Genomic DNA, 16,650 nt, shown 5'->3' with positions numbered 1-16,650 from the left:
ATCAATAAACCACTTCATTGAGACTCAAGACCCCCGACATCACTGCGGCAATCACACCGCCCACGCACACGCCGAGTATGCCAATCATCACCGGTCCGATCAATTCAACCGAACTCTTGAGCATGTTGCGGACCTCGCGGTCATGCAACTGTGCCGCCCGCTTCAGCATGACGTCGAGATGTCCGGTTCGCTCGCCCAGCGTGACAAAGCGCAAGGCCTGGGCCGGCAGCACCCGTTGGCGGCCCAGAGCCGCAGACAGGCTCTCGCCCGCGCGCACCGCCTCGCCGGCCACAGCATAGCGCGCCCGCAGTCCAGGCGAGGCGATCGTACTGCGCGCAACAGTCTCGGCGCGCGAGAGGGGCTGCCCGCTGGCGAGGAGCAGGCCGAGCGTCCGGCAATAGCGGGCCGCGTCCAGCGTGCGCAAGGCTGCCCCGACCACGGGAATAATCTGGACCAGCTGATCAAGCCCGGAACGGAACTGGCGTGCGAGCAAGCGCGCACCGATCGCCACGGCGATGATCAAGGGCGGAATCCAGACGGCATAGGCCCTTAAGAACGCGCCGACAGCGAGCACAAAGGCTGTCTCGGGAGGCGGCGCCACACCGGCATCCAGAAAGATGGTCTCGAATTGCGGCAGCACGAAATAGGACAGGAAGACCAGCGTCAGGCTGATCAGCACCACAAGCGCCATCGGGTAGATCATCTGCCCGATCAGCTCCTGGCGCAGACTGCGCTCGTCTTCCATTTGCGCGGCCAGTTCGGTCAGGTTCCTGGCCAGCAAGCCCGAGGCTTCCCCGGCCCGGACGAGTGCGATCAACAGGCGCGGAAACTGCCCGGCATCGACCTCAAGCGCCTTGCTGAACGCTTCACCATGGCGAACCCGGTCCTCGACCCGGACCAGCGCCGCACGCAGGGCCGGTCGCTTCTCGTGCTCGGCAAGGCTGGTGAGTGCATCGCGCAGCGGGATGCCGGCATCGACGAGCTCGGCGATACCACGGGTAAAATCGAGGGCTTCTGACGCGTCCAGGTGTGTGCGCCGGCCGCTGAACAGACCGTTGCCCGCGCTTGCTCGCTTCATCTCCAGCGGCGTGCCTCCGAGCGCGCGCAGCTTGAGCAAGGCCTCCGCCTCGGTTCGCCCGACGACTTCACCGCGCAAAAGCCGACCGTCCGGCTGTTCGATTGTATAGCGCCAGCTCTCCGGCCGGCCCGCCGCGGCGGGTTCTGGCTTGAGATCAGGCACGGCCAACCGCCCTGTTCACTTCCGCCATCGTGGTCAGGCCGGCATCCACCTTGTTGCGGCCGTCCTGGGACATCGGGATAAAGCCGCCCTGCAACAATACCTGCGCCAGACCCGGTCCGCTCGCGGACTGCCGGATCGCCTCGCGCATCGCCTCGTCGACCTCAAAGCCTTCGGCAATCGCCACGCGGCCGAGGAAACCGGTGTCCTGACAGGCCGCACAACCCCGTCCGGCACACGCGGCGCAGGTGCGCCGGACCAGACGCTGGGCAAAGACACCGACCAGGGTCGAGGACAGCAGATAGTCCTCAACGCCCATATCGAGCAGGCGGAGGACCGCCGAGGCGGCATCATTGGTATGCAGGGTCGACAGCACCAGATGGCCGGTCATCGCCGCCTGGATGGCCGTCTGGGCAGTTTCAGCATCACGAATCTCGCCGACCATGACCACGTCGGGGTCGTGACGCAGAAAGGAGCGAAGCGCGCTGGCGAAGTCGACACCGATCAAGGGGTTGGTCTGCGACTGGGCAATGCCGGGGAGCCGGTATTCGATCGGATCCTCGATCGTGAGAATCTTGCGTTCTCCATCGGCGAGGCGGCGCAGGAAGGAATACAGGGTCGTCGTCTTGCCGCTGCCGGTCGGGCCGGTCACCAGGATCAGACCGTGCGGGCGTTGCAGGACGGCTTCGGCGACAGCCTTGACCTGGGCCGGCAGGCCAAGATCGTCGAGCTCCTGCAAATTGGCCTCGGGATCGAGCAGGCGCACCACCATGCTCTCCCCGTGCTGGGCGGGCACGACCGAGACCCGCAGGTCGATGGCGCGGCCCGCGACCGGCTGGGTGAAGCGGCCATCCTGGGGACGCCGGCGTTCCGCAATATCGAGGTCGGCCAGAACCTTGATGCGTGAAATGGCGGCCAGGGCCTGCGTGGTGTCGAGTGTTTCCAGATCACGCAACACACCATCGACGCGCAAACGCACCACGGTCTCGCGTGGCCCCGGTTCGATATGGATATCGGTCGCCCGGGCACCGGCGGCCGCCGTGATCAGACGATTGACAAGGCGCACGACCGGAGCCGTGCTCGCCATATCCTTGAGACGGTCGAAATCAGCGGTCACGTCGAACTCGCGTTCGCCGCCCGTCATCGCGCGATCATTGAAACGCCGCTGATACAGCGCGATGAACTGGGAGTGCGTCGTCACCACCGGCCGGACCTCACGGTCCAGGGCAAAGGCGAGCCCCCGCAAACCGGCATCGCGGGCCGGATCAATCACGGCCACGATCACGATGTCATCCTCGATCACGACGGGCATCACCCGCTCGGCGAGGAGGAAATCGGGATTGAGATCGCCGTCACAATCCGCGACCGGGCCTGGCGCGATGGTGGCAAGGTCGAGACAGGGATCGCACCCGGCGGCGCTGGCAAAATGCTCTGCCAGAAAGGCCTCCGTCAGCAAGCCGAGCTGGGTGAGGATCTGGTCGATCGGTTCGCCGGTGCGGCCAAGCAAGGCCGTGGCATGCGCGGCTTCGGCGGCGGTGAGATGTCCCGCTTCCGTCAATTCGCGCAGTCTGACGTGATCGATTTCCATGGTCACAGACTAATACATTTCACCCGCTTGTGTACGGCCCAATGCCGCTGGGGAAGACCGGTGCAGGGGGGCCGGTATCGATGGCAGGGCCCCGAAAAGCAGCCGGCCCGCCAGTTTGGCGGGCCGGACACAGTCATTGTCTCCGCAGCGGGACTGCGGACCTACTCCATGCTCAGCGGCATCCGGATGCGGATCATCGCATTATTGGCTTCGAACTCACCGAGACCGAGGCCGATAATCCCGAGTTCGCCCGAGATCATGCCGCCATTGGGCAGCTGCGCTGTCAGGCCGAAGCGTGCGTCAGCCCGCAGACCGCCAATGCCCTGCAGATTGCCCGCGGAATTGTAAACGTCCGCATCATCGTAATCCCACAATGCGGTGAGGCGGACATAGGGTTCGAAATACCCGCCCTCGGCATTGACGAAGCGATAGGCCAGTTCCGGTCCGGCGTTGATCCGGCCAAGGGTGATTTCCTGGCTCGGGATCAGGAAGCCGAGCGTATCGGTATAGGCGTCCTGTTCCTCGTTGAAATAGGCGATGCCGATCTGTGGCGACAGGCGCCAGTTTCCGGAATGCATCTCGCCACTCAGATTGGCTTCGACGAGCCAGCGGCTGGTTTCGAACGCGTCGGTGTAGAGGCCGATGGGATTGACGTCATTTTCCGAACGCCCCCAGGCGCCGCGTGCGTCGAGATACACATTTTCCGACAGGCGGGCCGCGACATACGGACCGGCCATCCAGCCATCACCGCTGACTTCACTGCGATAGGTGCCGGTAACCGTCTCGGCATGATCCCATTGCAGCAAGGCACCCACGAGCACGTTCTCCGACGCCATCATGTCGACGCCCAGATAGTAGAGGCCGAAGGTGGAGTTGGCGTTCAGCCCGGCGCGGTTGTCGTCAATGCTGGTGTAGATCGCCTGCGCCCAGACATCGAGGCTGGCAATACCGGTCTCGCCGTCGAGGTTGAACTGCTCGTCACCCGGCATATGCGCCCGGCTGCCCTCGGCGGCCTGACGGATTGCCGACAGGCTGGTGGACATGTCGGCGGAGAAACGCCCGTCCTGATAGTCAGCGGCAAAGCGGTTCGGCGTCGCCGTCATCCGGCTGCCGCGAATCCGGCTGGCCAGCTCCGGCGAGTTGGTGAGGATCTGGTCCGCGCGCGCCGCCATGAAGCTGCGAATGGCGCTCTGGGTGATCTCGCGGATGAAGTCCTCGTCACGCCGGTTGGCGAAGGTACACACCATCGCCTCTTCCGGGTCGATGTCCAGGACGATGGTGCCGCTGTCGAGATCGAAGGTCGAACCGCCATCGGTATCGCCGGTACAGCTCATCGAATCCAGGGCCCAGCCTTCGGAGGCTGCCTGGGTCAGGCTGTAGCTGCCGCGCAGCACCGTCAGAGCTCCCGAGCTGGCGGTTCCGCCGGTCGTCGAAAGGCTCAGCCCGTTCAGGTCTGCCAGGGTCGAGGTGTAGTTGAAGACCCCGTCGCCGGCTTCGGATGGCGCCGTGGTGGCGACAATCGTCAGCGTGCCTTCACGCGGAGCCAGTGTGATCGTGACCGGGATCGTCAGAACGTTGAGCGTATTGGCACTCGAGCCGGCAGGCTTTTGCGCCGCACCCGAAGTCTCGGTGATCGTGACATTGGCCGTATAGGTTCCCGGAGCCAGATCGAGCACACCATCATTGAAGGTGATGGTGAATTCCAGTGCTCCATCGGCCGGAATCTCACCGGACGTCGGATCGATATCGAGCCAGGTCACGTCCGCCCCCGCGGTGAACGAGAAGGGCAGCCCGCCGGTATTGGTCAGCGAGAAGCTTGTGCTGACCCCCGTCGGATCATCAATGGCAGAGTCCAGCGCGAGGGTCACTTCAGGAATAACCGTCTCGTCAATCGCGGGATCGGCGATGGCGTTGAAGGTACAGCTCACATCATCGGCAGGTGCCAGCGTGATGGTGACCGCCCCGGTGGTGGGATCGATCGAGGTCGAACCACCCGAACAGGTCGCGCCGTCGAGGCCGAAGCCGTCCTCGGCCGCCGGAGTGATGGTGTAAACCCCTTCAGCCAGATCGGCGAAGGACTGCGAGCCGGTCTGGCCGGTGGTCGCGATCGAGAAGGCACCGAGATCGCCGGTGAAATCGAACTCGCCATCGACGGCGCCATCGACCGTCTGGGCGATGGTGATCCCGCCACGGCGCAATTCGACGCTGAACAGATCGGTGGTGGTCGCATCCGCAAGCAGATTACCGGCCAGATCGGCCGCGCCGGAGACCGTGATGTCGATATCATCGGCCTTGATGCCGCTATCCAGCAGATCATAGCTCGCCGTGTAGACCGTATCTCCGCTCGACCAGGCCGCTGACTGCAAGCTCAAGGTGGCAGAAAGATCGGCACCGACGAAGGCAAAGACCGGCGCGATGGCCGTGTCCAGTGCCTCGGAGAAGGTCGCGGCGACCGTGAAGCTGGTGCCGACATCGCCAACCGTGAGGTTGGCATCAGACACGACAACCGAGACGACTGTCGGCAGGCTGAGATCGGCAGCGACGGCAAACTGGGTCGCGGCGGTATTGTTGTTACCCGCGGCATCGGTGGCGACACTGGCGGCGACATCGATGGTGACCGTACCATCCGCTGCCGGTGTAACGGTCGCGGTATAGACGGCGCCGCTGCCGGCAAGGGCCGAGGCCGTACCATTGCCCACGGCAATATCACCCAGCGCAAAGCCGCTCACGGATTCGGAGAAGGTGAAAGTGGCCGTAAACGCCCCGGTCTGTGCGGCGCTCGGGCCGGTAATGGCCAGGGTCGGCGCCGTGCTGTCGGCGGTGATGGAGAATTGTGCCGAAGCGAGGTTGAGATTTCCGGCGTAATCAAGTGCGACACCGGCCGGGATATCCACCGTCACGGGACCGTCAGCGACGGGCGTGATCGTCACGCTATAAGAGTTGGCAGCCTGGGGCTGGAAATTCGAGGCAAGGCCATTGCTGATCACAAGCTCGCCCACAATCAGCTCATTCCCCGAGCCGGCGATGCTCTCATCAAAGGCGATATTCAGGGTGAAGGCGCCCGTGACCGGGTCAGTCGCCGCGCTTGTCATCGTGGCGACCGGTGCGGTGTTGTCGATGCTCCACGCCGCGTTGCCGATCACGCCGGGACCGGCCAGCTGGTTTCCGGCCGCGTCAGCAATGTCCTGACCTGGTGCCAGGCCCAGTTCGACCGAACCATCCAGGTCCGCCAGATCACCTCCGGTGATGGTCACAGTGACACTTGTGCCGCTGGATCCCGACACCGAAATCACGGCACCGGAAATGCCGGTGGCCACAAAATCATCGCCGGAAATATTGACCACGGCTTCGCTGAACGTGACCGTCGCAACCAGCGTGTCGGCATTGGTTATCCCGCCATTGGCTGAAGCCGTCACCCGGCTTCCCTGGGTGATCGTTGGCGCTGAACCGTCACTGGTGATGGAGAATTGCGTCGCGGCCGTATTGTCATTGCCGGCTACATCCTGAGCGGCGGCGGCAGCGACATCGACGGTGACAACACCGTCGGCAGACGGCGTGATCGTCGCGGAATAGGTGTCACCGGAGCCCGCGAAGGCGGAGGCGGCACCATTGCCGACCGTCAGGTCGCCAATCGCGAAACCGGTGACGGATTCCGAGAACACGATATCCAGAGTAAAGGCACCGGAGACCGGGTCAGCCGAGGCCGTTGAAAGCACGACCGTCGGTGCGGTGGCATCAAAGGTGATCGAGAACTGGGTCGCGGCGAGATTGTCATTGCCGGCCGAATCCTGGGCTGCACCGGCAGCGATATCGACCGTCACCGCGCCATCTGCTGCGGGTGTGATCGTTGCAGAATAGGTGTCGCCCGTGCCTGCGAAGGCCGAGGCGGCCCCGTTGGCAACGGTCAGGTCGGCGATCGTGAATCCGGAAACGGATTCCGAGAAGACAACATCCAGCGTGAAGGTGCCGGAGACCGGGTCGGCCGACACCGTCGAGAGCGCGACCGTGGGGGCCGTGCCATCGCTGGTGATCGAGAACTGGATCGCCGCCGAATTGTCATTGCCCGCCGAATCCTGCGCTGCAGCCGCAGCGAGATCGACGGTGACCGTGCCATCGCCAGCTGGCGTGATAGTGGCGGAATAGGTGTCTCCCGAACCGGCGAAGGCCGAAGCCGCACCATTGCCGACAGTCAGGTCACCGATGGTGAAACCGGTGACAGATTCGGAGAAGACCACATCCAGCGTGAAGGCCCCGGAAACCGGGTCAGTCGCGCTGGAGGACAGGACAACGCTTGGCAGCGTGCTGTCGCTGGTGATCGAGAACTGGGGCGCCGCCAGATTGGCATTGCCTGCCGCATCAGAGGCAGCGCCCCCGGCGACATCCACCGTGACCGCACCATCGGCAGCCGGGGTGATCGTGGCTGAATAAGTGTCGCCGGAGCCCGCGAAGGCGGAGGCGGCACCATTGCCGACCGTCAGGTCGCCGATCGCGAAACCGGTGACGCTTTCCGAAAACACCACGTCCAGCGTGAAGGCACCGGAGACGGGATCCGACGAGACCGATGACAGCACCAGGGTCGGGGCTGTGGCATCACGGGTGATCGAGAACTGGGTCGCAGCCGTATTGGCATTACCGGCCGAATCCTGGGCCGCCGCGGCCGCCACATCGATAGTGACGGCTCCATCGGCAGACGGGGTGATGGTCGCGGAATAGGTATCACCCGCGCCGGCAAAGGCCGAGGCAGCGCCATTGCCGACCGTGAGATCACCGATGGTGAATCCGGTAACGGTTTCAGAGAAGACAATATCCAGCGTGAAGGCACCGGAGACTGGATCAGCCGCAGCCGTCGAGAGCACAACGGATGGGCCGGTCTCATCATTGGTGATCGAGAACTGGGTCGCAGCCGTATTGGTATTCCCGGCAGAATCCTGGGCGGCAGCAGCCGCGAGGTCGATCGTGACAGCACCGTCAGCAGCCGGGGTGATGGTGGCTGAATAGGTGTCACCCGAGCCCGCGAAAGCGGAGGCGCTACCATTGCCGACCGTCAGATCGCCAATCGCGAATCCGGTGACGGATTCGGAGAAGACGATATCCAGCGTAAAGGCGCCCGAAACCGGATCGGAACTGACGCTGGACAGCACGACTGTCGGTGCGGTCTCGTCATTGGTGATCGAGAACTGGGTCGCAGCCAGATTGACATTGCCCGCCGGATCAGAGGCGGCGCCAGCGGCGACATCGACGGTGACGGCGCCATTGGCGGACGGCGTGATGGTTGCCGAATAGGTGTCGCCCGAGCCTGCGAAGGCCGAGGCCACGCCGTTGCCGACCGTCAGATCGCCAACGACAAAGCCGGTGACGGATTCCGAGAACACGACATCCAGCGTGAAGGCACCCGAGACGGGATCCGATGAAACAGTGGACAGCACCAAGGTCGGGGCGGTGGCGTCACGGGTGATCGAGAACTGGGTCGCAGCGGTATTATCGTTGCCGGCAGCATCCTGGGCAGCCGCAGCAGCCAGGTCGACGGTGACGAGACCGTCAGCCGACGGGGTGATGGTGACCGAATAGGTGTCGCCAGCGCCGGCAAGGGCCGAGGCTACGCCATTGCCGACCGTCAGATCGCCGAGGGCGAAACCGGTGACCGGCTCGGAGAAGACCACATCCAGGGTGAAACCGCCCGCGACCGGGTCGGTGGCGACGCTCGACAGGACCACGGTCGGATCAACCGTATCCTTGGTCGCCGTATCGTTCACGGCCGCACCGGCATTGCCGAGCGGGTCAGTCAGAGTGGCCGAAAGGGTGATCGTGCCGTCGCCGAGGCCGGAAATGTCGATCCCGCTGACCGTGGCGGCAGCGGCCGAGACAGTCGCACTGTCCACCACCGAAGCACCGCCCCCGTCGCTGGAAATCGTGTAATCGAGCAAGGCGCCGACTTCGAAGCCGGTGAAGCTGAACGACACGGCGCTCGCAGTGGCTGCGGTGATCGGATCCTGGTCGAGCGTGACCGCATAGCCCGAAGGCGCTGTGATATCCGCGGTGATCGTGAACTGGGTCGCGACGAGATTCGGGTTGCCAGGAATGTCCTCAACCTTGCCGGCATCCATGTCGACGGTCACCAGACCCGAGGCGGCCGGCGTGATGGTGACGGTATAAGCTGAACCCGAACCGGAAAGACCCGAAGCGGTGCCATTGCCGACAGTGAGGTCGCTGGCAGCGAAACCGGTCACGTCTTCATCAAAGGTGACATCGAGAACAAAGGAGCCGGAGAAGGGGTCGGCGGCGGCCGTCGAGAAACTCGGCGTTGCACCGGTCTCGTCGTTGGTGATGGTAAATTGCGTAGCGACAAGGCTGTCGCCAGCATCCGCATCAACTGCGGCTGCGGCAGCAATATCCACCGTTACGAGGCCGTCGGCAGCCGGGGTGATGGTGGCGGTGTAGGCGGTTCCGCTACCGGCAAAATTGCTTGCTGCGCCGTTGCCGACGGTCAGATCGGTAACGTCAAACCCGGTCACCGGCTCGTCGAAATTGACCGTGATATCGAAGGCACCGGAGACCGTCCCCGACGACACACTGGTGATGACGGGTTGGGGTACATCCTGGTTGACGCCTATCGAGAACTGGGGTGCGGCTGTGCTGACGCCACCGGCCGCGCCCGTGGCAGCCGAACTCGCGATATCAATCGTCAGCGTGCCGTCCCGAATCGGGGCGACAGTTGCTGCGTACACGGCCCCACTTCCGCTGAATGCCGAGACAGCACCGCCATCGATCACGAGGTCACCGGATTCGAAGCCCGTGACAGACTCCGAGAATGTAACCGTGATATCAAACGTGCCGCCCGTAACCGGATCTGCGGCCGCCGAGGAGATCACGACCGTTGGAGATGTGAAGAGCGGAATCGTCAGATCAGGTCCCTGGCGATTGGCGGCACCGCCGGAGTCGGCGGTGACCGTCGCTGCCGGCAGGCTGACGACAACATCTGCGGCGTTCGTCGCGTTTACGAAGAAGCTATAGCTTGTACCGCTGCCCCCGAACGCCAGGGTGCTGGCGACCCCGGTTACATTGAAATCGCCGATATCCAGCCCGGAAACAGCTTCATCGAACTCAACAAGAATCTGGACAAAACCGGCTGCAACGATCACCGGCGTCGTACTCGTGATCGTGGCCACCGGCCCGAGCGAGGCTGCGGTCACCGAATATTGTGTTGCGCCGGAATTGTTGACCCCACCGCCGTTCTGGGCAACAGCCGCGGCGACATCCACCGTAACCGCCCCGTCCGCATCCGGGATGATGGTAGCGGTATAGACGGCACCCGCACCCGCGAGAGCACTGGCCGAGCCATTGCCCACGACGATGTCGGAAAGCTCGAATCCCGTCACATTCTCGGAGAAGGTGAAGGTCGCGGTAAAGGCATCAGAGACGGGACCGGCAGGACCGGAGATCACGAGGGTCGGAGAGCCAAGGACGGCAGCGATCGAGAACTGGGTCGCAGCCGTATTGCCGTTACCAGCCAGATCGGTCGCCGCGTCGGCAGCAATATCGACCGTTACGGTGCCGTCGATCGTCGGCGAAATCGTCGCGACATAGACAGCATCGCTACCGCTGATGGCGGTCACGGCACCGTTCCCGACCGTCAGGGTCGAGGCGACAACCCGGTCCATGGCCTCGGAGAAGGTGAGCGTGACATCGAAAGAACCAGCGACCGGCCCGACAGCCGCGCTGGTAATCGCGACGGTGGGTACGCTTACGTCGGCTGTGAGAGACAACTGCGTCGCGGCGAGATTGTCATTCAGGTCACCGTCCTGGGCGACACCGGCGGGGACGTCGACCGTCACGGGCCCGTCGACCGACGGGACGACATCAAAACTGTAGACATTGCCCGAGATCGACTCATTCGAAGTCGTGCCATTGACGATCAGGACATCCGTGAACAGAAAACCGGTCACAGCCTCGGAGAAGGTCACCGTCACCGGGAAAGAGCCGCCCACAGGAGATGCCGACGTAGTGGCGATCACAACGGTCGGCGCACCATCAGCAGTCGATTCGATCGTGAACTGGGTCGCGGCCGTATTGTTGTTTCCAGCCGTATCCTGGAAGGCACCGCCAGCAACATCAACGGTCAGCGTACCGGTGGCCGTCGGCGTAATGGTCGCCGTCAGGTCATCGCCCGCGCGCTGGATATTCGTAGCCACACCATTGACCACGACCAGATCGGCGATGGTGAAGCCGGAATAGGCTTCAGAAAAATCAAGGTTGAGCGTAAAGGGCGCACTGACAGGCCCGACAGCAGAACTGGTCAGCGTGACAGTCGGCGCAACGGCGTCAGCCTGCACGGTCAATGTTGTTGCGGCGACATTGTCACGCGCGCCTGTGTCCTGGGCCGAAGCACCGGGCACATCCACCTTCACCGTGCCTGAAGCGCTGGCCTGGATGGTGGCGCTGTACTCGGCACCGGAACCGGAAAACCCGCTGGCGGTCGCATTGGTAAGAACCAGGTCATCAACCGTAAATCCGGTGACAGGCTTGGAAAATGTGAAGGTGGCTGTGAAGGCAGCTGCGACAGGCGAGGACGCCGAGGTCGCAATAACGACGGTCGGGTCGGTAATGTCAGCCTCGACCGACAGCGTATTGGACTCGGTGTTCGCGTTGGTGTCGGCGTCAATCACCGTCGCCGCGGCGACCTTGATCGACAAGGTCCCGGTGTTGGTTGGAGTCAGTGTCGCCGTGTAGGTGGTTCCGGAACCGGCCACGCTATCGACAGTAAAGTCACCAGCGACGAAATCACCGGTATCGAAACCGGTCACCGTTTCATTGAAAACGACATCGACGACGAACGCGCCAGCCACAGGCTCGACTTCACTGGTCGAAATGACCACGGATGGCACATTCGTATTGGCCGTATAGGCATCCGCCGCCGCGAGATTTGCGTTGCCTGCGAGGTCCGTGGCCTGCCCCGCACTGTAAATGAGGACAACACCGGCGCCCGTCAGGCCCGGATCGGGGGTCAGTGTGAAACTGTAAAGCTGGCTGGAAACTTCGGTGAACCCGGAAATTGCACCATTGGTCACGGTGACCTGGCCGGCCGCAACGCCCGACACAGCCTCGCTGAACTCAAGCTGGACCGAGATGGGCCCTTCGATGGTCGTGTCTGGCTCGACATCGACAAACTGGGCCGAAGGCGCGGTTGCATCATAGGCTACCGTGAAAGTCGGCGCGGCATTGGTTTCGGTTGTACCACCATCCACGGCGGCACCAGATGCGATATCGACTGTCACATCGCCATCGGTGGTCGGCGTGATAGTGGCCGAATAGCTGTCGCCCGAACCGGCAAAGGCCGAAGCGGCGCCATTGCCGACGACCAGGTCATCGACAGTGAACAAGGTCACATCGCCATCAAAGGTGATCGTCGCGGTGAACGCCGCGTTCACCGGGCCTGCCGGACCGGAGATGCTTGGCGTCACGCGGGCGGAATTCGGCCCGGGGCAACTATCGTCGAGAGCACTGGCATCAAACCCGAGGGTCGCCATCTGATAGCTGTCAACCTCATAGACGTCACCGACGGCGTAGAGCGGGGATCCGGTATTCTGGTTGTAGGCGACAAGCGTATAGGCCGAACCATCAGAAGGGGTCTGGGTCGTCGGCACGGAAATCGTTGAGGTCGAGGAATAGGCTGCAGCGGAAACACTCTGGCTGGAGGAGCCGATAATCGTGTTGGTGCCATCGAGGAGGAAGAGGGAATAGGTATCGCTGGAACCGGCGTCGGCCGACTGGTAGGTGGCCGTGAAGCTCGCACCGAAACTGGATGACGACGCTGCGGTGCACAGGCCATCGACCTGAAGGCTGGCCGCGCCATTGAACGTCCCGCTGGCTGCCTGGGCCGGCGCCGACAAGGCCGCGCCTCCGAGGAGCGCGAGAGCCGCCATACCCAACCCGCCCAGAAGGCCCGAGAAGCGCTCGCGCCAAAGCGGCACATGCGAATTCGCTCGTTCAAGTTTGGTCATAATGCCCCCTTCACCCCTGAATCTCGGCAACCTAACAGGTTCGATCAGAATAATACAGTGACGACACGGCCTTAGCGGCTCTTTTTTCGACGCCACCGCGCTCAAACGGCCTGACTGGGCGGCAAGGACCGGATGAAGAAGACCTCCGGGGCCGGAAAGCCGCCACCATTTCCGGAGCAAACCCGCGCCGCCTGCCGATCCGCAGCAATTGACATTTGCCGAGTAGGTTTTAATAAGAAAGTGACACACTGCCCCGGTCGGGCGGTGGGGGCTGCAGCCGGGGGCGAGTTTTCATGAATGCCAGCGAACCCAGAATGCCGCGCGCGCTTGGCGGGAATCTTCGCCTGCCGGCGATCTGTGCACCCATGTTCCTGGTTTCCGGCCCCGAGCTCGTCATCGCCACCTGCCGTGCCGGCATGATCGGCTCCTTCCCGGGACCGAACTGCCGCACGATTGAGGATCTCGACACCTGGATGCAGCAGATCACCAGCGCCCTCGGCCCGTCGGATGCGGCCTGGGCCTTCAACATGGTCACGCACTCCTCCTATCCGCGCTTCGACGCCGAGCTGGCCCTGCTGAAAACCTATAAACCGCCTCTGGTGGTGACCGCACTGGGCGGGCCCGGCCGGGTCGTCGAGACTGTGCACAGCTATGGCGGCATGATCTTCGCCGACGTCAATACGGTCGCCTTTGCCCGCAAGGCCGTTGCTGCGGGTGCCGACGGGCTGGTGCTGGTCTGCGCCGGCGCTGGCGGCCACACCGGCACGCTGACAAGCGTCGCCTTCGTAGAGGCGGTCAGAGAATTTTTCGACGGCCCGCTGGCCGTCGCGGGCGGAATTTCCACGGGCGCCGGGATTGCCGCGGTGCGGGCGATGGGCGCCGATTTTGCCTATATCGGCACCGCCTTCATCACCGCATCCGAGAGCCTCGCCCAGGACGAATACAAGGCCATGGTGATCGACGCCTCTGCGGCAGACCTGCTGGTGTCCGCCTCGATCACCGGCGTTGCGGCAAGCTGGATGCGAGCAAGCCTGGAAGCCAATAATCTTGATCCGGACAATATGCCCGCCAGGGGCACTGTGACGTTCGAGGACCCTTCCCGGCTCACCAAGGGCTGGCGCGATGTCTGGTCAGCAGGCCAGGGGGTCGGCTCGATCCATGCCGTCGAGCCTGTGGCGGATATCGTCGAGCGTCTGGCCACCGGCTTTGCTGGGCGCGCAGGCCCCTGGCTCGAGGCAAGAGAATTGGAAAGCGTACACGGCCAAGCCTGACCAGGACGGATCAGACCGCCATCCGGTCGGGCAACAGCCCGCAGCAACAAGAACGAAACCCGGCCAGGAGGCCTGAACAAGATGTCCGAACCCGTTTTCATCCTCGGTGGTGCACAAAGTGATTTCGCCCGCAACTGGGCGCGCGACGACAAGGGGTTGTTTGACCTGATTTCAGAGACGACCCATGCGGGGCTTGAGTCCGCCGACATCTCGGCCGCCGATGTCGATGTGGTGCATCTGGGCAATTTCGCCGGCGAACTCTTCTGCGGTCAGGGCATGATCGGCGGCATGGTGGGGCATGTGGATCCAGGCTTCGAGGGCAAGCCCACGAGCCGTCACGAAGCCGCCTGCGCCTCGGGCTCGATGGCGATCATGGCCGCAATGGCCGATATCGAGGCCGGACGTTACGGCCTTGCCGGCGTGGTCGGCGTCGAGCTGATGCGCAACGTTCCGGGCCAGCGGGCCGCCGAAATTCTCGGCGCCGCCGCCTGGGCCGACCGCGAGGCACTGGGCGCGCGCTATCTCTGGCCGGCGATGTTCTCTGATCTCGCCGAGGAATACGACCGGCGCTACGGGCTCGACCGCGCCCATCTCTCCGAGATCTCACGCATCAATTTCGACAATGCCAAGCGCAATCCCTACGCCCAGTCGCGCGCCTGGACCTTCACCGAGGCCAGTTTCGAAGCCGATGATGACGCCAACCCGGTCGTCGAGGGCTGGATGCGCCGCAGCGATTGCGGGCAAGTCACCGATGGCGCGGCGGCCCTGTTCCTGGCATCGGAAGCCGTGGCCCGGGACTATGCCGCCAGGCGCGGCCTCGACCTCGCGCAGATTCCCCGCTTCAAGGGCTGGGGTCACACCACCGCCCCCTTGATGATGGAAACCAAGCTGGCCAAGACCCGTGATACCGGCGGCTATATGTTCCCCTGGGTCCGCAAGGCGATCACCGATGCCTGCGGCCGCGCCGGCGTCACCGATGTTCACCAGCTCGATGCCATCGAAACCCATGACTGCTTCTCGATCACCGAATACATGGCGATCGAGCATTTCGGGCTGACCGCGCCGGGCGAGGCCTGGAAGGCGGTGGAATCGGGCCTTATCGCGAAGGGCGGCGACCTGCCCGTCAATCCGTCGGGCGGCCTGATCGGACTGGGTCACCCGGTCGGCGCGACCGGCGTGCGCATGGCGCTAGATGCTTGGCGGCAGACTTCCGGGCGCAGCGGCGATACCCAGGTAGAGGGCGCGCGCACCGTCGCGACCTACAATGTCGGCGGCTCGACGACGGCGAGCGCCTGCTTTGTGATTGGCGTCTGATCCGATGACAGAGATCTGTATCTACGACGCCGTCCGGACACCGCGCGGCAAGGGAAAACCCGGCGGCGCCCTGTCGACACTGACGCCGCATGAACTGGTCGGCCAGCTGACGACGGCCTTGCGCTCGCGCTGCGGCGAGACGGCCCTCGACCGGGTGGCATCATTGACGCTGGGCTGCGTCGGCCAGATTGGCGCCCAGGGCGGCCAGCTGGCACTGGTCAGCAAGCTGCACGCCGGCCTGCCGGTGGCGACGTCCAGCCGGACGGTCAATAATTTCTGCGTGTCCGGACTGACTGCCACGCGGATCGCGGCGCTCGAAAGCGCCGCGACGGGCGATGACCAGCTGCGCCTGGCCGGCGGCGTCGAGATGATGTCGATCGTCCCCTTCCTGGCGGATAATGGCTTCTATTACGCGGACCCGGATACGGCTCGGGCGCTGCGCTATGTGCCGGTGCCGCTCTCGGCGGATCTGATGGCGACGATGCATGGCTATACCCGCGCCGATCTGGATGAAATCACGATGCGCTCGCACCACCGCGCCGCCCGGGCCTGGAGCGGCGAGCCGCTGCAGGAAGTCATTCCGGTTCATGGCGCCGATGGCACGGTCCTTCTGGACCGGGACGAATCGATCCGCCCGGACATGTCGATGGACTCGCTGGCGGGGCTCAAACCGGCATTTGTGCAGGCGGGAGCCGAGGGTTTTGATGCCGTGATGCTCAAGGCTCGCCCGGAACTGGACGAGATCACACATTCACATACCGTTGCGCATTGCCCGCCTATCGCTGATGGCGCCGCTCTGGTCCTGTTGGGAAGCGCTGCCGCCGGCGCTGCAGCCGGCCTCAAGCCGCGCGCCCGCATCCGGGCGGTCACCGATGCCAGCGCCGATCCGGTGCTGCAGCTCACGGCCGGCTTCAAGGCCATGGAACTGGCCCTCGCGGAGACCGGACTGACGCTCGGCGACATGGACCGTATCGAGTTCATGGAGGCCTTCGCGGCGACGCCGGTCAAGTTCGAACGCGATTACGCACCCGATCCGGCCAAAGTGAATCCGCAAGGCGGCCATCTGGCTATGGGCCACCCGATGGGAGCCAGCGGCGGGATATTGCTGGCCACCCTGCTCGCCGGCCTCGAACGCGATGGCGGCACGCTCGGTCTCGCCGTTGTCCATGGCGGCTCCGGTGTTGGCTCAGCCATCATAATTGAACGCGTCTGAGACCCTCGGGCCTGCAATTCCGCCCCGCC

Annotated in this window: 6 protein-coding genes; 3 read left to right on the top strand and 3 right to left on the bottom strand. The window is 63.9% G+C overall.

Going from position 1 to position 16,650, the window contains the following annotated elements; all coding sequences use genetic code 11:
- Position 1: 1 nt before the first annotated feature.
- From ACN0YF_RS02685 to ACN0YF_RS02675, 3 genes are all read right to left on the bottom strand, one after another.
- A complete protein-coding gene (locus ACN0YF_RS02685) occupies positions 2–1,240 on the bottom strand; it encodes a type II secretion system F family protein (protein ID WP_417493247.1) in 1,239 nt (412 codons plus the stop codon).
- Positions 1,233–2,825 (bottom strand): GspE/PulE family protein, encoded by a 1,593-nt coding sequence (locus tag ACN0YF_RS02680; RefSeq protein WP_417493246.1) that lies wholly within the window; start codon positions 2,823–2,825, stop codon positions 1,233–1,235. The genes ACN0YF_RS02685 and ACN0YF_RS02680 overlap by 8 nt, the downstream gene beginning before the upstream one ends.
- A gap of 161 nt (positions 2,826–2,986) precedes the next feature.
- Entirely contained in the window at positions 2,987–12,823 is a 9,837-nt protein-coding gene (locus ACN0YF_RS02675) for an Ig-like domain-containing protein (RefSeq protein ID WP_417493245.1), read from the bottom strand.
- Positions 12,824–13,116: 293 nt separating this feature from the next.
- On the opposite strand from ACN0YF_RS02675, the gene ACN0YF_RS02670 reads away from it, so the two are divergent.
- The 3 genes from ACN0YF_RS02670 (at position 13,117) to ACN0YF_RS02660 (ending at position 16,621) form a co-directional block, all read left to right on the top strand.
- Positions 13,117–14,094, top strand: coding sequence for an NAD(P)H-dependent flavin oxidoreductase (locus ACN0YF_RS02670; protein WP_417493244.1), 978 nt, complete (start codon positions 13,117–13,119; stop codon positions 14,092–14,094).
- Positions 14,095–14,175: 81 nt separating this feature from the next.
- A complete protein-coding gene (locus tag ACN0YF_RS02665) occupies positions 14,176–15,408 on the top strand; it encodes an acetyl-CoA acetyltransferase (protein WP_417493243.1) in 1,233 nt (410 codons plus the stop codon).
- A 4-nt stretch (positions 15,409–15,412) separates the two neighbouring features.
- Positions 15,413–16,621 carry an acetyl-CoA C-acyltransferase gene (locus ACN0YF_RS02660; protein WP_417493242.1) on the top strand — a complete coding sequence of 403 codons (1,209 nt, stop codon included), beginning with the start codon at positions 15,413–15,415 and terminating at the stop codon, positions 16,619–16,621.
- Positions 16,622–16,650 lie beyond the last annotated feature (29 nt).

This window comes from Maricaulis sp., assembly GCF_048270265.1.
Taxonomy (GTDB): domain Bacteria; phylum Pseudomonadota; class Alphaproteobacteria; order Caulobacterales; family Maricaulaceae; genus Maricaulis.
This window is presented reverse-complemented; position numbering and strand designations above follow the sequence as displayed.

What these genes read in the sequence shown, in the direction of transcription:
- ACN0YF_RS02680 (WP_417493246.1), bottom strand. Translation starts at nt 2,825, where the DNA reads ATGGAAATCGATCACGTCAGACTGCGCGAATTGACGGAAGCGGGACAT.
- ACN0YF_RS02675 (WP_417493245.1), bottom strand. Translation starts at nt 12,823, where the DNA reads ATGACCAAACTTGAACGAGCGAATTCGCATGTGCCGCTTTGGCGCGAG.
- ACN0YF_RS02670 (WP_417493244.1), top strand. Translation starts at nt 13,117, where the DNA reads ATGAATGCCAGCGAACCCAGAATGCCGCGCGCGCTTGGCGGGAATCTT.
- ACN0YF_RS02665 (WP_417493243.1), top strand. Translation starts at nt 14,176, where the DNA reads ATGTCCGAACCCGTTTTCATCCTCGGTGGTGCACAAAGTGATTTCGCC.
- ACN0YF_RS02660 (WP_417493242.1), top strand. Translation starts at nt 15,413, where the DNA reads ATGACAGAGATCTGTATCTACGACGCCGTCCGGACACCGCGCGGCAAG.